Source organism: Microbacterium sp. PMB16 (assembly GCF_051294855.1).
GTDB lineage: Bacteria > Actinomycetota > Actinomycetes > Actinomycetales > Microbacteriaceae > Microbacterium.
The window spans coordinates 2,281,537-2,300,001 of the sequence record NZ_CP145908.1 but is presented as its reverse complement, the minus strand read 5'-3'; the positions used below and the strand labels follow the sequence as shown (position 1 = coordinate 2,300,001).

15 protein-coding genes and 1 tRNA gene are annotated in these 18,465 nt (G+C 65.9%); 1 reads left to right on the top strand and 15 read right to left on the bottom strand.

Annotated elements, in window-relative coordinates:
• Window positions 1-39: 39 nt before the first annotated feature.
• The 13 genes from V5D55_RS11045 to V5D55_RS10985 form a co-directional block, all read right to left on the bottom strand.
• The gene (locus V5D55_RS11045) at window positions 40-1,314 is read right to left on the bottom strand and encodes a peptidoglycan DD-metalloendopeptidase family protein (protein WP_435742914.1); all 1,275 of its coding nucleotides are present in this window, start codon (window positions 1,312-1,314) and stop codon (window positions 40-42) included.
• A gap of 123 nt (window positions 1,315-1,437) precedes the next feature.
• Window positions 1,438-2,232, bottom strand: a complete 795-nt coding sequence (locus V5D55_RS11040) for an inositol monophosphatase family protein (RefSeq protein WP_435742912.1) — start codon at window positions 2,230-2,232, stop codon at window positions 1,438-1,440.
• A complete protein-coding gene (locus tag V5D55_RS11035; RefSeq protein WP_435742910.1) occupies window positions 2,229-3,245 on the bottom strand; it encodes a hypothetical protein in 1,017 nt (338 codons plus the stop codon). Before V5D55_RS11035 ends, V5D55_RS11040 begins: the two co-directional genes overlap by 4 nt.
• Before the next feature lie 116 nt (window positions 3,246-3,361).
• The gene (locus V5D55_RS11030) at window positions 3,362-4,165 is read right to left on the bottom strand and encodes an enoyl-CoA hydratase/isomerase family protein (protein ID WP_435742908.1); all 804 of its coding nucleotides are present in this window, start codon (window positions 4,163-4,165) and stop codon (window positions 3,362-3,364) included.
• A gap of 46 nt (window positions 4,166-4,211) precedes the next feature.
• Window positions 4,212-4,703 (bottom strand): FBP domain-containing protein, encoded by a 492-nt coding sequence (locus tag V5D55_RS11025; protein WP_435742906.1) that lies wholly within the window; start codon window positions 4,701-4,703, stop codon window positions 4,212-4,214.
• A gap of 9 nt (window positions 4,704-4,712) precedes the next feature.
• The gene (locus V5D55_RS11020; RefSeq protein ID WP_435742904.1) at window positions 4,713-5,609 is read right to left on the bottom strand and encodes a bile acid:sodium symporter family protein; all 897 of its coding nucleotides are present in this window, start codon (window positions 5,607-5,609) and stop codon (window positions 4,713-4,715) included.
• Between the two features lie 103 nt (window positions 5,610-5,712).
• Window positions 5,713-6,129 carry a hypothetical protein gene (locus V5D55_RS11015; protein ID WP_435742902.1) on the bottom strand — a complete coding sequence of 139 codons (417 nt, stop codon included), beginning with the start codon at window positions 6,127-6,129 and terminating at the stop codon, window positions 5,713-5,715.
• Between the two features lie 7 nt (window positions 6,130-6,136).
• A complete protein-coding gene (locus V5D55_RS11010; RefSeq protein WP_435742900.1) occupies window positions 6,137-6,289 on the bottom strand; it encodes a hypothetical protein in 153 nt (50 codons plus the stop codon).
• A gap of 41 nt (window positions 6,290-6,330) precedes the next feature.
• Window positions 6,331-7,329 (bottom strand): IS481 family transposase, encoded by a 999-nt coding sequence (locus tag V5D55_RS11005; protein WP_435742898.1) that lies wholly within the window; start codon window positions 7,327-7,329, stop codon window positions 6,331-6,333.
• A gap of 80 nt (window positions 7,330-7,409) precedes the next feature.
• Complete coding sequence (locus V5D55_RS11000) at window positions 7,410-7,811, bottom strand: hypothetical protein (protein WP_435742896.1); 402 nt, start codon at window positions 7,809-7,811, stop codon at window positions 7,410-7,412.
• Between the two features lie 437 nt (window positions 7,812-8,248).
• Entirely contained in the window at window positions 8,249-8,869 is a 621-nt protein-coding gene (locus tag V5D55_RS10995; RefSeq protein WP_435742894.1) for a DUF4145 domain-containing protein, read from the bottom strand.
• A 141-nt stretch (window positions 8,870-9,010) separates the two neighbouring features.
• Window positions 9,011-9,095: transfer RNA gene (locus tag V5D55_RS10990), tRNA-Tyr, on the bottom strand.
• A gap of 86 nt (window positions 9,096-9,181) precedes the next feature.
• Window positions 9,182-10,111, bottom strand: coding sequence for a PfkB family carbohydrate kinase (locus V5D55_RS10985; protein ID WP_435742892.1), 930 nt, complete (start codon window positions 10,109-10,111; stop codon window positions 9,182-9,184).
• Between the two features lie 85 nt (window positions 10,112-10,196).
• On the opposite strand from V5D55_RS10985, the gene V5D55_RS10980 reads away from it, so the two are divergent.
• On the top strand, window positions 10,197-10,805 hold the full coding sequence (locus tag V5D55_RS10980) for a hypothetical protein (RefSeq protein ID WP_435742890.1): 609 nt from the start codon (window positions 10,197-10,199) through the stop codon (window positions 10,803-10,805).
• Between the two features lie 137 nt (window positions 10,806-10,942).
• Here V5D55_RS10980 and rpoC read toward each other — a convergent pair whose 3' ends face one another.
• Together rpoC and rpoB are read right to left on the bottom strand one after the other, a co-directional pair.
• The gene (gene rpoC, locus V5D55_RS10975; protein ID WP_435742888.1) at window positions 10,943-14,818 is read right to left on the bottom strand and encodes a DNA-directed RNA polymerase subunit beta'; all 3,876 of its coding nucleotides are present in this window, start codon (window positions 14,816-14,818) and stop codon (window positions 10,943-10,945) included.
• A gap of 72 nt (window positions 14,819-14,890) precedes the next feature.
• Entirely contained in the window at window positions 14,891-18,394 is a 3,504-nt protein-coding gene (rpoB, locus tag V5D55_RS10970) for a DNA-directed RNA polymerase subunit beta (RefSeq protein ID WP_435742886.1), read from the bottom strand.
• Window positions 18,395-18,465: the final 71 nt, after the last annotated feature.

Sequence of the window (18,465 nt, the reverse complement as noted above, 5' to 3'; positions counted from 1 at the left end):
AATACCATCACAGTGGCGTCCTCATGAAATCAAGGCCGGTCAGTACTCGTACCGACCCGCGTTCTCACGGAGCCACGGCAGCGGATCGATCGTCGAACCGTTGACGATGAGCTCGAAGTGCATGTGAGCGCCGTAGGAGCGGCCCGTGTTGCCGGTCTTGCCGACGATGTCGCCGACCTTCACGGTGTCGCCGGCCTTGACCTGCAGCGAGCCGTACTGCATGTGCGAGTAATGGCTCGTGATGACCGATCCGTCGATCACGTGGTCGATGTAGACGGTCACGCCGTAGGCGCCGCCCTGCTCGGTCGCGATGCGCACGGTGCCGTCGGCGATGGCCTGGACGGGAGCGCCGTTGCCGGGCACGAAGTCGATGCCCTCGTGCAGGCGTCCGCTGCGCATGCCGTAGCCGTAGCTCATTCCCACGCCGACCAGGAAGGGCCACTGGATGGCCGCATCGGGGTCATTTGTGAAGACCTCGTTGGAGTAGTTGATGCCCTGCTCGGCAGCGACCTGCACGAGCGAGACGGTGCTGAAGTCGTCGGCGCGAGCCAGCGACTCACTCTCGACGCCCGCGGGGGCGACGAACGCCTGGATCTCGTCGTCGCTCGTGCCGGCGGTGGTGGAGTCGGATGCCGTGACCAGCGAGGTCGCTGCCATCGGCGAGCCCTGCACCGCGGCGACGGCCTCTGCGGGAAGCGTCATGGAGACCGCGAGGAGACCGGCGAGGCTCATCACGCCGACGGTCGCGCCGACGGTGAGCAGCTTGCGGGCGTTACGCGGACGACGCGGGGGAACGTGAGCGGCCGATGCGACCGGCTCGGCATCTTCGGCGGGAGCGGGCTCCGCAGCCGGCTCAGCGGATGCCGTCGGTACCGGCCCAGTGGTTCGGAACGCGCGTGATGCGCGGTCGAATGCGTCGGCGTCGTCGGTACGCGACTCGGCGGCGGGCTCAGCCGGGGCTGCAGGCTCTTCGACAGGCTCGTCGGTCTCAACGGGCTCGTCTGCCGCGGCAACCTCGACGAGCGCCTCGACCTTGTCGGTGTCGAGCGATGCATCGGGAACATCTGCAGCGATGGCGTCGTTCGTCGCCTCATCGAGCGGGGCTACGGGAGCTTCCACGGTCGGGGCGTCGACGGTCGTGCGCTGGCGGGCCGCGCGGCGGGAAAGAGGGGCGACGGCGGCAATGGCGACGACGGATTCGACTGCTAAGACGGACTCCGTCGTTCCCGCCGCGGGGGCCTCAGGGGCCGTGGTGCGGAGTCGGCTGGACCGGCGCGTGGGCGCAGAGGCAGCCTGGGGATTCTCGAAGGGCAAAAATCTAATCTCTCGGTCGTGCGTCAGCTCGGGGGGGCGCAAACTTCAACTCTCGCCTTCGGGTGGCGAAAGTAACGATCGGATAAACACTACCGGTATTCGCCTGGGAAAGCCATGAATCGGTCAGCGTTTCTCGCTCAGGATGCCGTGCAGGCGGGCGTGCACGGCACGCCCTCCTGCGATCAGCATCGGCCGTGACGAGTCGACCTCGAGGCGCGAAACCAGCCCGCCCGCCTCCTCGACGAGCAGTGCTCCCGCCGCGAAGTCCCACGGCTTCAGCCCGCGCTCGTAGTACCCGTCGAGCCGACCTGCCGCGACGTAGGCGAGGTCGAGCGCGGCCGACCCGGAGCGGCGCAGGTCGCGCGCCATGGGCATCACGCGGCGCACGGTGGCGAGGTCGCCGTCGTGCGTCGAGGGGTCGTACCCGAACCCGGTCGCAAGCAGCGCGCCGGCTGGCGTGTCGGTGGTGACGGCGAGTCGAGTCTCCCCCGACCAGGCGCCGTGCCCCTGAGCCGCGGTGAAGATCTCGCCGAGCGCCGGGGCGTGCACCACGCCGGCGAGCGCCTCCCACGACTGCGGATCCGGCGTCCCTCGTACCGCAGCGATGCTCACGTTGTACGCGGGCATCCCGTAGGCGTAGTTCACGGTCCCGTCGATCGGATCGACGACCCACGTGATGCCGCTGACTCCGACGTCTGCTTCCGACTCCTCACCGAGGAATCCGTCATCGGGCCGGACCTCGGCGATACGCGCGCGAATGAGAGCCTCGACCTCACGGTCGGCATCGGTGACGATGTCGGCCAGCGTCGTCTTCGTGGCGGCGAGGTGCACCCCCTCGCGGCGTCGCCGGTGCGCGAGTTCACCCGCTTCCCGAGCGATCTCTGTCGCGAGATCTCTGAGCTCGAGAGCGAGGGTCACGGAGCGGGGTGCTGCGGTGCGGGCGGGGGCGGCGGGAACGCCGGCAGATCGCTCTGGGGCGGCGCCTGCTGCGGCTCGAAGGCGGGAACCTGCGGAGCCGCGGGCGCCTGGGGTACCGGCGGCACCTCGGGCGCTGCGGTCGGTGCGAACGGCTGCGCATACTGCGGCGCTGCCGGCTCAGGCGCAACGGGGAACGGAACCGCCGGCGCCTGCGCAAGAGCCTGCTGCGGCTGCGGAGTCGCGCTCGGATATCCGGTGTAGTAAGCGTTCCAGTCGGGGCTGCCGTCGGGAAGCGCCGGCAGCGGAGTGATGCCGTCGGCATACGTCGGCCAAGCGGGCGCTGCGGAGACGGCGTGCGCCGCCTGCTGCGGCTTCTTCGGAGCGAAGAGAGCGTTCAGCAGCGGGACGAGCGTCGTGCCCACGGCCGCGAGAATGGTCAGTGCGACCACGATGCGCCAGTACAGCTCGCCGTAGTCGAAGCTGTGCGGGAAGGCGAGGAAGAAGATCAGCATGCCCACGAGCGCGCCCAGGAACACGATCGTCGCGATGTAGATGATGCGCGTGAACGTGGTCACGTGTCGCTGCGCCGCAGGCGTGAACAGCCGCACGTGCAGGAGCGCGAGCTGCAGGATGCCGATCACCAGCAGCAGCTGGAAGAAGCGCTCGGCTCCGGTGAAGTAGTCGTCATCTTCGGGCAGCCAGATCTTGACCGCTCCCACGAGGAGGGCGATGATCCAGGTGACCATGCTCGCGAGCGCGAGCCAGTCCGGCCGGTTGGGCGCGAGGCCTGCCTCGAGGATCGCGATACCGGCGAATGCGGCCAGCAGCAGGATCGTCAGGAAGGCGCGGCCGATCAGACCGTCTTGGTCGCCGATCAGCACCCAGACCACGCAGACGAGGGCGGCGGCGATCAGCGCACCGATGGCGATCCAGATCGCACCCCTGATGAGCAGCGACAGATTCTTCTTCTCACCCTGCGTCGATTGATGCGCGGTGGTGTCCGGCTGAGACATGGCCATCCTCTCGTTGAGCGGCGTTGCCATCATCCTGCCACGCGCAGACCCGCTTGCCACGGTGTGTCTGCGTACTGTTCAAACAGCGTCTCGATGAATTGTCGGTGCAGAAGCGGTCAGACAGCCTTCTTTGCGGAGGCCGCAGCGAATGCGGCGACCCGCGCCTGAGCATCCGGAGTCTCCATGGCCGCACCGATCGAACGTGCCTCCTCGCTCAGCTGCTCGACGAAGGAGCGCTCCGGCTGCGAGCGCACCAGACGCTTCGCCTGGCCGTAGGCGTCGGCGGCTCCCGCCAGCCAGAAGCGGGCGATCTCCTCGCCCCTGGCGCGCACGAGCGCGGCCTCAGCCGCGGCATCCGCTCCCTCCACCGCTTCGGCGGCCAGTCCCCACTCCACCGCCTCTTGTGCCGTGAGGAGCCGGTCCTGGAGCACGAGTTGCAGAGCCCGTCGCTGCCCGACGGCGCGTGCGAGCTGCGCCGAGACCGAGAGGTCGGGCGTGAGTCCGATGTTCGCGTAGAGGCTACCGAGCCGCGATCGCGAGCCGACGACGGCGTAGTCGCTGCAGAGGAGGATGCCGAGGCCGCCGCCCGCGGTCGTGCCGTGGGCCGCCGCGACGACGGGCACCGACGATTCGGTGAGCGAGCGGATGCCGGAATTGATCACTTCGGCGAGCGCGGTGATATCCGCGCCGGACGAGGAGCCCATGGTCGTCGCCATGTCGATCACGTCGCCACCCGCGCAGAATGCCGGGCCGGCCGCATCGATGAGGATCGCCTTCACATCCGCCCGCGACGTGGCTTCTGCCGTCGCATCCCGCCAGGCGTGGGCGAGGTCGGCGTTGAAGGCGTTGAGTCGGGCCGGGCGGTTCAGCGTGAGCCGGGCCATCCCCTCTTCGACGGCGAACAGGATGGCATCGCTCATGGCTTCTCCTTCGAGCAGGGGACGGGTGGGTCCAGCGTAACCGCGATCAGACGTGCTCCCACACGCGCGAGACGAAGGCCTCCATCCGCCGGCGCGTGCCGTCGAGACGGAGGTCGACCTGCCCCGGCGAGCGCACCTCGTTCGGGGCGAGCGGATGCGCCAGGCGCACGTTCTCGTGACAGGAGAGGTCGGCGCAGATGTAGGTGCCGTAGGAGTCGCCGCGACGGCCCGCGTCGCCCGCACGGCGGGCCGACAGCAACGCGACCTGATTGCCCGGCTGCATCGTGTGGCAGATGTTGCACATGCCCGACCGTCCGCGCGCCGGCTCGGATGCCCGGAGCACGACCCCCGCCACCCCGCCGTCGTGCTGGATCAACACGTATCCGCGCTTGGCAGCGCTCGGATCGCGCCACGCGAAGAAGTCGAGGTAGTCCCAGTCGACCAGCACGAAGTCGTGGGGCATCTCCATGGTCCGCAGCTCGTCGTCATCGGCATTGACGAACGAGGCCCGGACTTCGGCTTCGGTGAGCGCTCGCATCGCTCCAGTCTAGGAACCCTGCGAGGTGGCGGAGGGCGCTGCCACGTCTCCGGCGCTAGCTCGCTCTCGGATGAGGAAGCCGAACCCGAAGGCGATGAAGAACATGAGCACGCCGTAGACGGCCGCGGGGAGGCTCAGCTCCACCGAGCCGAGCACCGATTGCGCGATGACGATCGCGAGTGTCGCGTTGTGGATACCGATCTCGAACGACGTGGCGATCGATTGACGCTTCCCGACGCGGAGCCAGCGAGGCACGAGGAACCCGATCGAGAGACTGATGACGCAGAACAGGATGGTGATCAGCGCGAGCTGGGTGAAGTTCGCGACCAGGAGAGCCCAGTTGGATGCCACCGCACCGGCGATCACGACGATCAGGATGATCACCGAGGCGATGCGCACCGGTTTGTCCATGCCATCGGCGAACTTCGGCCAGAACCGGCGAACGATCATGCCGAGCGCGACTGGGAGGAGGACGATCGCGAACACCTCGAGCGCCTTCGACCACTGCAGTCCGAGAGTGTCGTCGAACGGCCGGAAGTAGGCGATCGCGAAGTTCGTGATGAGCGGGAGGGTGATCACGGCGATCACCGAGTTCACGGCGGTCAGCGAGATGTTGAGTGCGATGTCACCGCGGAACAGGTGGCTGTAGAGATTGGCGGTCGTGCCGCCCGGGGATGCCGCCAGCATCATCATGCCGACTGCCAGAACCGGCGGCAGCTGGAACGCCAGCACCAGCCCGAAGCAGATCGCCGGCAGGAGGATGAGCTGGCAGAGCAGCGCGATGATCACCGCCTTGGGCTGCTTCAGCACCCGCGCGAAATCGGCGAGTGTGAGGCTGAGGCCGAGACCCAGCATGATGATGCCGAGGGCGACGGGTAATCCGATGGTGGTCAACGCTGATCCCATGGCACTCAGTGTGGCGGATGCAGGGCCTCGGTGTCACGGATTCCGCGAGAAGCCCCGGGCACCTGCTTGCGAAGTCCCGCGGCGTATCCCAATAGGGTCGCCTCTAGTGTTCGGGATCAGGTTCCTCTGCCTCTGGCACTTGAACGGCTACGTCACCTACCTGGACGTATGACTTGGCGGAATCAATGTCACGGAAGGCGAAGTCGTCGGCAGCGAATGTCTGGACCGCGGTGCGGCGTGGCGAGTAGGTGCTGCGCGAAAGCGCGCCGAAGGCGTCAGCGAGGGTCCCTCCACCTACCTGAACCTTCTTGAACGTCCGCGCGACACAGAGCCCGGGATCGACGCGGACTACCTTGACCTGCACTTTCGGCCACTCGATGTCCCCCAGAGGCTCGCGAGTCTCAGGGTCGAGGATGTCGATCCCTTTCCTGTTCAGCACGCTGAAGATCATCCCAACCTTGACCCCGTCAGCATCGCCGCGGTTGATCACCAGCTCGCGGTCATTCAGAATCGCGGCCACTTGGCCTTCAATTCTCATCATTCGCATCTTCCGCTCCGAACGTCTCAATATCGCCCGCTGATGTCTCGCGTTCCGCAAGATCCGCCGCGGCCTTCGATTCTTCCAACTTCTTCACTGCGTCGGGATGGAACTCGGCCCAGTCCTCGGCCGCACCGCCCACTTGCTCCTCAATGAAGGAAAGTGCTACACCCAGCTGGCCGACTAGCTGTAGTGCCCAGTCAGGTTGTTTGAGATCCGGCTGATGGGCGGGAGCTTCCCGATGGCTGTGTGGGGCCTGTGGTGATTGTAGAAGTGCAACCAGGCTGGCAGGGCGGCTCGGCGCGCTGATTCCGAGTTGTAGTGCTTCGAGTAGGCCCAGCCATCGGCGAGGGTGCGATGGAACCTTTCGATCTTGCCGTTGGTCTGCGGCCGGTAGGGGCGGGTTCGCTTGTGTCGAATACTGAGCTCAGCGCATGCCGCTCGCCAGGCGTGGGACTTGTAGGCAGGGCCGTTGTCAGAGAGCACCCGCTCAACGGTGACGCCGCGATCGGCGAACCAAGAGGCTGCACGACGCAGGACACCGATCGCGGTCTCGGCCTTCTCATCGTCGTGGATCTCCGCGTAGGCGACCCGGGAGTGATCATCGATGACGGTGTGGATGTAGGCGTGACCGAGCAGCGGGTCGCGCTGTTTACCCCTGCGGCGGTGCTGATCGGTCGCGGCTCGGTTCTTGCCGCCTTGCTGCCGACCAACGAACCGCCAGCCTCCGCCGAGCGGGATGTTGCCCAGCTTCTTCACATCGACATGGATCAGGGAACCGGGACGGTCGTGTTCGTAGCGGCGAGCCGGCTCGCCGGTCTTCACATCGACATGCGAGAGACGATTCAGGCGGCAGCGGACCAGCACCGCGTGGACCGTCGAGGCCTGCATCCCCAGCCGTCCGGCGATCTGGACCGGCCCCAAGCGCTTCTTGATCCGCAAATGCACGATCCGCTTCACGACAGGCTGCGGGGTCTTGTTCGGATGCCGGTGCGGTCTGCTTGACCGGTCTGCCATCCCCGCCTCGCCAAGCTCGACGTAACGCCTCGCCCATTTCGCCGCGGTCGGATACGACACCCGGAAGTACCTCGCAGCTCCCGCCACCGGCCATCCCTCGTCGACGACCTGCCGAGCCAGCCGGAGTCGTTGGCGCGGCGTCAAGGCCGCATTAGCGTGGGACACGAGAACCTCCTCGGTTCAGAGCGGAAGCGGTAGCAGCTCCACTCTGCCTTGGAGGTTCTCGTCACATCAGGGCATCCAGATCAAACAACGTCCCTGGGCACTACAACTAGCTGTCGCCGCTCATCGTCGCCCATCTTCTCATCGAACGCCTGAACGGCGACGCCTCTGGCCGCGGCCGCGCGTTGGGTCAGCTGAAAAAGCCGTCTGACCGTCGATCGGGCTAGCGTCGGGTCCGCCTTGCCCACACCACTGAACGTGAACGCACTAGCCCCCTGAAGGAGAGCAGCGATCACGACCAGCAGGAGGGCGACGGTGGAACCGCCATCTTTTGTTATGTCGACTGTGGCGATTAGGCCGGTCGCACCAATCGCCAACAGGAGAAGGAGCAAGCCCAGCATCTGCCGCCGCTTTCCTAGGCACCAGCGCCATGCCACCGCCCACCATTTAGGCTTTGGCGCACCGGCTTCAGGGAGACTGCTCACAGCACCATCCTGGCCTAACCGACGACAGTGTGGGAACAACCCGCATGGACTCGAAGCGGGGCGGTCGATCGACGACTACCGGCCCTCGATCCGGCTCGCCCTGCCGGCGCAGGTCGAGATCAAGTGCCCGCATCCACTCGCTCATCCGTGCATTGCGCCTTTGTTCGTGGCTTCTTGGACCTTCGGTACCGCTTCAACCACGGCAACCGGAAGCTCTCCGTGCGCACGCAGGCTGCGGCACGGATACATACGTCCCGAGCGAACTGCTTGCTAGTCAAAAGCCGACGAACACGATGGGTTCGGTCGGTTTGTCGCCCCGGTTCCGAGACCGCCGAAATCGAAGGTCGGCGTAGGTGGTTCCTACCAACGCGGGAAGCTGGTCGGCCGAGATGGGGCGTCCGTTCTTGGGTGCCCTCTCGCTCGCCTTTCGCGAGACTCTATTCGCCCTCTACAGGACTCGCCTTGGCCATCGTGTCATCCATCTCATAGGCGAGTTCGAGCAGCTTCATGGTGAAGGTTGCCACGTCGAGTGCCGAGTCCTTGCCGACCGGGGAGAGTTCATGGTTCGCCTCGTTGCCGACGTTCTTGATTCGCTCGATCCACGGCTGCATTCGTGTGGTGACGATACCCACCTTGAGCAGATGGTCGGTGCATTGCTTGAAGTTTGGGGCGAAGTCACTTCCGTTCTTCGCGGGCAGGCCGTGGGCGACAGCGACGTGCATGAGGAGCTTGCGACAGAGCATCACCGACGCCGTGTAAGCACCGACACCTAGACACTCGCGGATCTCTGCCCAAACTGCTTCCTCATCAGAAGGTAGACCGGACGGCACACGCAACGGCTTCTGAGCAGGCGAGGCCATGCCTCCATTGACCGCCACGGCCAGCTTGCAGTTTATGCACCGGAGCCATCCGCGATCCTCGTTCTTCGTCCGCGCCACCACAATGAACTGCAGAGCGCCGCAGCTCGGGCACACCCCAGTTGTGTACGCCATGTTGTCGCCGCGGTTGTAACTCCCGGCCGCGCTGAGCGTCCAGATGTCTTCAGTGGGGGTTGCCATACGCTTATCTTGGCGTATCCAGCGGACGTCGGCCGCTTCAGTCCGCGCCGTATCGGGGATTCGCCGGGGACCGGCATGGCCACCTCACCGACGACTGAGGCCCGATCTCTCGTCTTACTGCGAGATCGGGCCTCTATGGTCTGGTGGCGAGTGAGGGATTCGAACCCCCGAATGCGATGCAGTCTGATTTACAGTCAGATCCCTTTGGCCGCTTGGGTAACTCGCCAGAGCGCACCCGTCCGACTTGAACAGCCAACCGGGGGCACGAAAGACAATCATACCTGCCGGAGGCGGGGGTAAGAAATCGGCGGATCAGCTGCCGAACACACCCCGCTCCGATTCCGCGAGCGACTCCGGAGTGCGCAGCAGACCGCCCTCTGCGCGGCACGTCGCCGCTGCGATGTCCATCGCCCGTTCCAGCAGCGCATGCCAGTCGTCGAGCGTCGAGGGAGTCCCCGAGACGAGGTCAGCGGCGACGGCGGCGAGGGTCGCATCGCCGGCCCCGACCGTGTCGATGATGCGTCCTGGCAGGTCGGAGATCGGAGCGGTCACGGTCCCGGCATCCGTCTCGAGAATCGCTCCCTCCGCGCCCGCCGTCGCGAGCACGGCTCGCACCCCGAGACCGCGGAGCCGGGCGCGCAGCGCGTCGAGGTCGCCGTCGTAGAGGATCGCCGCGTCATCGGCCCCGACCTTCACGATGTCGGCGCCTGCCGCGAGCCGTTCGAACCCGCGAACGAACTCCTCCCGGTCGCTCAACATGCCGGTGCGCGGGTTCGGATCGATGGCCAGGCGCGCACCGTCGAGCGCCTCGGCGAGCGCGTCGACCTCGGCCGGCACGTCGAACGGGAAGCAGCTGATGGCCACGAGATCCGATGCCGCGATCGCCGCACGCGCCTCCGGCGAATAGCGGATGCTGCGCTGCTGCGCGGCCTCGTTGAAGACGTACTGCGGCTCACCGTTCGCGGCACGCTGCACGACCGCCCGTGACGACCCGTGCGGCGCCGCACTCGCGATGAGGTCGACCCCATGATCGCGCAGATACTCCCGGATGTGCGCACCGGGCTCGTCATCGCCGACCATGGCGATGAGGGTGGTGCGGATGCCGAGCCGGCGCAGCCCCACGGCGACGTTCAGAGCCGCTCCGCCCACCAGCTCACGCACACCCGAATCGTCGCGGATCTCATCGATCAGGGCATCGCCGATGACGACTGTGGAACCGGCGGCGGGGGTCTCGAAGCTCATCCGCCGACCCTATCGCGCGACGGCGCGCGGAAGCATGCGCGACCGCCTCCTGTTACGAGCACCCGAACCGCGCTACGGTGTGCCCATGAACGCGCGATCCTTCGCAGCAGCCACCGCCCTGCTGCTCGTGGTGACCCTCACGGCGTGCACTCCGGCATCCGAGGGATCGGTGAATTCGAGCGGCTCGCCGAAACCGTCCTCGTCCTCGTCTTCCACCGACGACCCGGACGAGACGGCGTCGCCGTCGCCCTCCCCCAGCGCCACCCCGACGACCAAGCCGATCGCGCTGCCGACCGATTGCCGCGCGATCCTGTCGGAGGCGGTACTCGCGCAACTCGAAGGCATCCCGCTGAACGATGCCGCGTTCGGTCCCTCTGGTGTCGGAGAGAACGGCACCCTCACCTGCATCTGGGCCGACCCGCGTGCCGACACCACCGGGCTCACGACCACCATCTCCGGCATGAACCGCGGCCGCGCGCTCGACTTGCTCAACGCGCTCGCGAACGACGAGGGGTTCTCCTGCTTCACTCCCGACGGTGGGACACGCTGCGAGAAGACCTGGCCGAACGAGACCTACCCCGTCACCGACGGCCGCACGCTGTTCTGGAAGGACGACGTGCTGATCGACACCCGCTACTCGAACCTCGCGCCCGACGGGTACACCTCGAGCATCGTGGAGCACCTCTTCGACTGATCTGCCGTTCGAATCGCGCAAATGGGTCTAAACCACGCCGGAATGCGCCCAGTTGCGCGATTCGAACGGAAGGTGGCCCCGCACGCACGAAGAAGGCCCCGGGGTGAACCCCGGGGCCTTCTCAGTCACTCAGTACCTCAGTTATAGGTACCGGGCGTGATGTCGTCCGTCGAGAACGCGTCGAAGTCGACGTAACCGAAGTCACCGTCAGCGTACGCACCGTCGGATGCGAAGATCCGGTTCGGGTAGCGCTCGCTCTTGGCTTCTTCCGTCGCCTCGACCGTGACGTCGCGGTACTTCGAGAGACCGGTTCCGGCGGGGATGAGCTTACCGATGATGACGTTCTCCTTGAGACCGACCAGCGGGTCGCGCTTGCCCTGCATCGCAGCCTCGGTGAGCACGCGGGTCGTCTCCTGGAAGGAGGCGGCCGACAGCCACGACTCGGTCGCGAGCGACGCCTTCGTGATACCCATCAGCTCCGAACGGCCAGACGCGGGGCGCTTGCCCTCTGCCACAGCCTCGCGGTTGATCGCCTGGTAGCGCTTGAGGTCGACCATCTCACCCGGGAGCAGGGTCGTGTCGGCGTGATCGACGACGGTGACCTTGCGGAGCATCTGACGGACGATGACCTCGATGTGCTTGTCGTGGATCGGCACACCCTGCGAGCGGTACACGCCCTGGACGCCGCCAACGAGGTAACGCTGCACCTCGCGGGCGCCCATGACGCGCATGATCTCCTTCGGGTCGAGCGTGCCCACCAGGATCGGCTGACCGACCGTGACGTGCTGCCCGTCCTCGACGAGAAGCGTCGCACGCTTCAGCACCGGGTAGATCACTGCCTCGTCGCCGCTGTCGGGCGTGAGGATGACCTTCTTGCCCTTGTCGGACTCGTCGATCGTGATGCGACCATCGGCCTCGGCGATCGGGGACGCACCCTTGGGGGTACGAGCCTCGAAGAGCTCCTGCACACGGGGAAGACCCTGCGTGATGTCATCCGCCGATGCCGAACCACCCGTGTGGAAGGTACGCATCGTCAGCTGGGTACCGGGCTCACCGATCGACTGGGCCGCGATGATGCCGACGGCCTCGCCGATGTCGACGGTCTTACCCGTCGCGAGCGAGCGTCCGTAGCACTGCGCGCAGACACCGACAGCGGAGTCGCAGGTCAGGACCGAGCGCACCTTGATGCTCTCGACACCGAGGTCGACCAGCTTGTCGATGAGCACGTCGCCCACGTCGTCACCGGCCGAGGCGAGGACCTCGCCCGACTCGCTGACCACGTCGGAGGCCAGGGTACGAGCGAACACCGAGTTCTCGACGTTCGCGTCACGCACCAGCTCACCCTGCGAGTTCGGAGCGGCGATCGGGAGCTCGAGGCCCTTCGACGTGCCGCAGTCCTCTTCGCGGATGATGACGTCCTGCGAGACATCCACCAGACGACGGGTCAGGTAACCCGAGTCGGCGGTACGCAGAGCGGTGTCGGCCAGACCCTTACGGGTACCGTGCGTCGCGATGAAGTACTCCGCCACCGACAGACCCTCGCGGTACGAGGAGATGATCGGACGCGGGATGATCTCACCCTTGGGGTTGTTCACCAGACCACGCATACCGGCGATGTTCCGGATCTGCAGCCAGTTACCACGGGCGCCGGAGGACACCATGCGGTTGATGGTGTTGTCTTCCGGGAAGTTCGCCCGCATCGCGGTCTGAACCTCGTCGGTCGCCTCGGTCCAGATCTTGATGAGCTCCTGACGACGCTCGGTGTCGGTCGTGAGGCCCTTCTCGTACTGGGACTGGACCTTCGCGGCCTGCTTCTCGTAGCCGGCGACGATCTCTGCCTTGTTCGGCGGGGTGAGGATGTCGCTCAGGGCGACGGTGACACCGGAGCGCGTTGCCCAGTAGAAACCGGCGTCCTTGATGCGGTCCAGCGACGCAGCCGTCTCGACCTTCGGGTACTCCTCAGCCAGCTTGTTGACGATCTGCGACAGCTTGTTCTTGTCAGCCTGCTCGCGGACGAACGGGTAGCCCTTGGGCAGCGTGTCGTTGAAGATCGCCTGACCCAGCGAGGCGTCGACGAGACCGTGGCGCTCGTAGCCCTCGGGAGCGTCGCCCTCGAGGAACGTCAGACCCGGGATGCGGATGCGGACCTTGGCCTGCAGGTCGAGGGTTCCCTCGTCCTTCGCCAGGATCGCCTCGCCCACCGAACCGAATGCACGACCCTCACCGGCTGCGCCGTCCTTGACCGTGGTCAGGTGGTGCAGACCGATGATCATGTCCTGCGAAGGCAGGGTGACCGGGCGGCCGTCGGACGGCTTCAGGATGTTGTTCGACGCGAGCATCAGCACGCGGGCCTCGGCCTGAGCCTCGACCGACAGCGGCAGGTGCACAGCCATCTGGTCACCGTCGAAGTCGGCGTTGAACGCCGCGCAGACGAGCGGGTGCAGCTGGATGGCCTTGCCCTCGACGAGCTGAGGCTCGAAGGCCTGGATGCCGAGACGGTGCAGCGTGGGCGCACGGTTGAGCAGCACCGGACGCTCGCGGATGATCTCCTCGAGCACGTCCCAGACCTCGGGACGGGTGCGCTCCACGGCGCGCTTGGCGGCCTTGATGTTCTGCGAGTGACCGAGGTCGATCAGGCGCTTGATGACGAACGGCTTGAAGAGCTCCAGAGCCATCTGCTTGGGCAGACCGCACTGGTGCAGCTTCAGCTGCGGGCCGACGATGATGACCGAACGGCCCGAGTAGTCGACGCGCTTGCCGAGCAGGTTCTGACGGAAACGACCCTGCTTGCCCTTGAGCATGTCGCTGAGCGACTTCAGGGCGCGGTTTCCGGTACCGGTGACGGGACGACCACGGCGACCGTTGTCGAACAGGGCGTCGACGGCCTCCTGCAGCATCCGCTTCTCGTTGTTGACGATGATCTCGGGCGCACCCAGATCGATCAGACGACGGAGACGGTTGTTGCGGTTGATCACACGACGGTAGAGGTCGTTGAGGTCGGAGGTCGCGAAGCGGCCACCGTCGAGCTGCACCATCGGGCGCAGCTCCGGCGGGATCACCGGGACGACGTCGAGGACCATGGCGGCCGGGCTCATGCCGGTCTCCAGGAACGAGTTGACGACCTTCAGGCGCTTGATCGCGCGGATCTTGCGCTGACCCTTGCCCTCGGAGATCTGCAGGTGCAGGTTCTCCGCCTCGGCCGCGAGGTCGAACGCCGCGAGGCGACGCTGGATCGACTCGGCGCCCATGTAGGCCTCGAAGTACTGACCGAAACGGTCCTGCAGCTCGTGGAAGACGTCGTCCTCCGGGCGCAGGGCACCGACCTCGAGGGTGCGGAAGTCTTCCCACACGCGCTCGAGCTTGGCGATCTGTTCGTCGGCACCCTTGCGGATGAGCGACATCTCCTTCTCGGCGGCGTCCTTGACCTTCTTCTTCGCGTCGGCCTTGGCACCCTCGGCCTCGAGAGCAGCGAGCTCCTCCTCGAGACGAGCCAGGCGCTCGGCGATCTTCGCGTCGCGGCGGTCACCGAGCGTCTTCAGCTCGAGACGGATGTTGTTCTCCTGCGTACCCAGGTCGCGGTGACGAGCATCCTCGTCGACCGAGATGACCATGTAGGCGGCGAAGTAGATGACCTTCTCGAGGTCCTTCGGCGCCATGTCGAGCAGGTAGCCGAGACGCGAGGGCACGCCCTTGAAGTACCAGATGTGGGTGACGGGAGCGGCGAGCTCGATGTGACCCATGCGCTCACGACGGACGGAGCTCTTGGTGACCTCCACGCCGCAGCGCTCGCAGACGATGCCCTTGAAGCGGACGCGCTTGTACTTGCCGCACGCGCACTCCCAGTCGCGGGACGGTCCGAAGATCTGCTCTCCGAAGAGGCCATCCTTCTCGGGCTTCAGGGTGCGGTAGTTGATGGTTTCGGGCTTCTTGACCTCACCGTACGACCACGCGCGGATGTGGTCCGCGGTGGCGAGGCCGATGCGAAGCTCATCGAAAGTGTTTGACTCGAGCACTGATTCTCCTGTGTCGGAATTCTTTTTGAAGAGATCGGGGGCTGGGCCGCCGCTCCGGCGGCGGCCCAGACCTTAGATCTCGTCGATCGAGGCAGCCTCGAAGCGGCTGGAGATGTTGATCCCGAGTTCTTCCGCTGCGCGGAAGGCCTCGTCGTCGGTGTCGCGGAGGTTGACCAGCGTGCCGTCGGCCGAGAGGACCTCGACGTTCAGGCACAGCGACTGCATCTCCTTCATGAGCACCTTGAAGGACTCGGGGATGCCGGGCTCCTGGATGTTCTCGCCCTTGACGATCGCCTCGTACACCTTGACGCGGCCAAGGATGTCGTCGGACTTGATCGTGAGGAGCTCCTGGAGCGCGTATGCGGCGCCGTAGGCCTCGAGGGCCCACACCTCCATCTCACCGAAGCGCTGTCCACCGAACTGCGCCTTACCACCGAGCGGCTGCTGGGTGATCATCGAGTACGGACCCGTGGAACGCGCGTGGATCTTGTCGTCGACCAGGTGGTGGAGCTTCAGGATGTACATGTAGCCCACCGAGATCGGCGCCGGGAACGGCTCACCCGAACGACCGTCGAAGAGCTGCGTCTTGCCGCTCGAGTCGATCAGACGGACACCGTCGCGGGTCGGCGTGGTCGCGTCGAGGAGACCAGCGATCTCCTCCTCGCTCGCACCGTCGAACACCGGGGTGGCGACCTTCGTACCGGGAGCGGCCTCGAAAGCCTCCTCCGGCAGACGTGCAGCCCACTCCGGCGTGCCTTCGACCTTCCAGCCCTGCTTGGCGATCCACCCGAGGTGGGTCTCCAGCACCTGGCCGAAGTTCATTCGACCCGGGATGCCGAGCGGGTTCAGCACGATGTCGACCGGGGTGCCGTCCGACAGGAACGGCATGTCCTCGATCGGAAGGATCTTCGCGATGACACCCTTGTTGCCGTGGCGGCCGGCGAGCTTGTCGCCCTCGGTGATCTTGCGCTTCTGGGCGATGTAGACAACGACGCGGCGGTTGACGCCGGAGCCGAGCTCGTCATCGCCGTCTTCGGCGTTGAACTCCTTGACCGCGATGATCGTGCCCTGCTCGCCGTGAGGCACCTTCAGGGACGTGTCGCGGACCTCGCGGCTCTTCTCGTTGAAGATCGCGCGGAGCAGACGCTCCTCGGCCGACAGCTCGGTCTCGCCCTTCGGCGTGACCTTGCCGACGAGGATGTCGCCGGGGCGGACCTCGGCACCGATGCGGATGATGCCGCGCTCGTCGAGGTCCTTCAGCAGCTCAGGGCTGACGTTGGGGAGGTCACGGGTGATCTCCTCCTTGCCGAGCTTGGTGTCGCGAGCGTCGACCTCGTACTCCTCGATGTGAATCGAGGAGAGGGTGTCGTCCTTCACGAGGTCCTGGCTGAGGATGATGGCGTCCTCGAAGTTGTAGCCTTCCCACGTCATGAACGCGACGAGGAGGTTCTTTCCGAGTGCCAGCTCGCCGTTCTCGGTGGCGGGACCGTCTGCGACGACCTCGCCGACCTCGACGCGGTCGCCCTCGTTGACGACGACCTTCTGGTTGTACGACGTGCCCTGGTTGGAGCGGTCGAACTTGCGCAGGTGGTATTCCTGCGTTCCACCCTCGTCGAGCATGACGACGACGCGGTCGGCGGAGACCTCGGAGACGACACCGGCCTTGTCGGCGGTGAGCACGTCACCGGCGTCGATGGCCGTGTAGCCCTCCATACCGGTTCCGACGAGCGGCGAGTCGCTGCGGAGCAGCGGCACAGCCTGACGCTGCATGTTGGCACCCATGAGGGCGCGCTGTGCATCGTCGTGCTCGAGGAACGGCACGAGCGAGGTCGCGACCGACACCATCTGGCGCGGAGAGACGTCGATGTAGCCGATGTCCTCGGGGAGGAACATGTCGACCTCGCCGCTGCCGCCCTTGGGGCGGGCCAGGACGTGGCTCTCGATGAAGCGACCCTTGGCATCGAGCGGGGCGTTGGCCTGCGCGATGTTGAAGTCGACCTCTTCGGAAGCCGTCAGGTAGTCGATGTGCTCGGTGACGACACCGTTGGTGACCTTGCGGTACGGGGTCTCGATGAAGCCGAAGGAGTTGATGCGCGCGAAGGTCGCGAGAGCTCCGATCAGACCGATGTTCGGGCCTTCCGGGGTCTCGATCGGGCACATGCGGCCGTAGTGCGACGGGTGGACGTCACGGACCTCGACACCGGCGCGGTCACGGGACAGACCACCCGGGCCCAGCGCGGAGAGACGACGCTTGTTCGTCAGACCGGCGAGCGGGTTGTTCTGGTCCATGAACTGCGACAGCTGCGACGTTCCGAAGAACTCCTTGATCGCGGCGACGACGGGGCGCACGTTGATCAGGGTCTGCGGCGTGATCGCCTCGATGTCCTGCGTGGTCATGCGCTCGCGGACGACGCGCTCCATGCGGGACAGACCGGTGCGGACCTGGTTCTGGATCAGCTCGCCGACCGCGCGGATGCGACGGTTGCCGAAGTTGTCGATGTCGTCGGTCGCGAGACGGATCTCGGCCTTCTTGCCCGAGCGGATGCCGGTGAAGGTCTCCTCGGTGCCTGCGTGCAGACGCACGAGGTACTTGATCGTGGCGACGATGTCTTCGACGGTCAGCACCGACGAGTTCAGCGGCTGGTCGAGGCCCAGCTTGTGGTTGATCTTGTAGCGACCCACCTTGGCCAGGTCGTAGCGCTTCGGGTTGAAGTAGAAGTTGTCCAGCAGCGCGCGGGCAGCCTCAGCGGCGACCTGCTCGCCCGGACGGAGCTTGCGGTAGATGTCGCGGAGGGCATCTTCCTTCGTGACGATCGTGTCCTTCGCGAGCGTCTCCTCGATCGAGGTGTAGCCGGCGAACTCGGCGAGGATCTCCTCGCTCGTCATGCCCAGGGCCTTGAGGAAGACCGTGACCGACTGCTTGCGCTTGCGGTCGACGCGCACGCCGACCTGGTCGCGCTTGTCGATCTCGAACTCGAGCCAGGCACCACGGCTCGGGATGACGCGGGCCGAGACGATGTCCTTGTCGGACGTCTTGTCGGGCGTCTTGTCGAAGTACACACCGGGTGAACGCACGAGCTGCGAGACGACGACGCGCTCGGAGCCGTTGATGATGAACGTTCCCTTGTCGGTCTGCAGCGGGAAGTCGCCCATGAAGACCGTCTGGGTCTTGATCTCACCCGTGAGGTGGTTCATGAACTCAGCCTCGACGTACAGCGGAGCGGCGTACGTCTTGCCGCGCTCCTTGCACTCGTCGATGGAGTACTTCTCCGGCTCGAGGTACGGGTTCGTGAACGACAGCTGCATCGTTTCGCCGAGGTCCTCGATCGGGGAGATCTCCTCGAAGATCTCGCCGAGGCCCGAGTTCTCGTTGACGTCGGTGCGGCCGGCCTTCTTGGCTTCGGCAACGCGCGCCTTCCAGGCGTCGTTGCCGACGAGCCAACCGAAGGATTCGGTCTGCAGAGCCAGAAGGTCAGGGACCGTCAGGGTGTCGGAGATCTTGGCGAACGAAAGACGGGATGCTCCGCGTCCGTTCTTGGTGGTGGTGGATGTGGATGCGTTGCGAGCAGCAGCCAAGGGAATAACCTCCGTGAGCCCCGCAGGGCTTCTCGATTCCTTTGTCGTCAGGTGGAGTGTGCGCTCAAAGA

Excerpts from the sequence above, each read along its gene's own strand:
- V5D55_RS10995 (WP_435742894.1), bottom strand. The coding sequence starts at position 8,869 with ATGGCAACCCCCACTGAAGACATCTGGACGCTCAGCGCGGCCGGGAGT.
- V5D55_RS10985 (WP_435742892.1), bottom strand. The coding sequence starts at position 10,111 with ATGAGCTTCGAGACCCCCGCCGCCGGTTCCACAGTCGTCATCGGCGAT.
- V5D55_RS11035 (WP_435742910.1), bottom strand. The coding sequence starts at position 3,245 with ATGTCTCAGCCGGACACCACCGCGCATCAATCGACGCAGGGTGAGAAG.
- V5D55_RS11025 (WP_435742906.1), bottom strand. The coding sequence starts at position 4,703 with ATGCGAGCGCTCACCGAAGCCGAAGTCCGGGCCTCGTTCGTCAATGCC.
- V5D55_RS11020 (WP_435742904.1), bottom strand. The coding sequence starts at position 5,609 with ATGGGATCAGCGTTGACCACCATCGGATTACCCGTCGCCCTCGGCATC.
- V5D55_RS10980 (WP_435742890.1), top strand. The coding sequence starts at position 10,197 with ATGAACGCGCGATCCTTCGCAGCAGCCACCGCCCTGCTGCTCGTGGTG.
- V5D55_RS11030 (WP_435742908.1), bottom strand. The coding sequence starts at position 4,165 with ATGAGCGATGCCATCCTGTTCGCCGTCGAAGAGGGGATGGCCCGGCTC.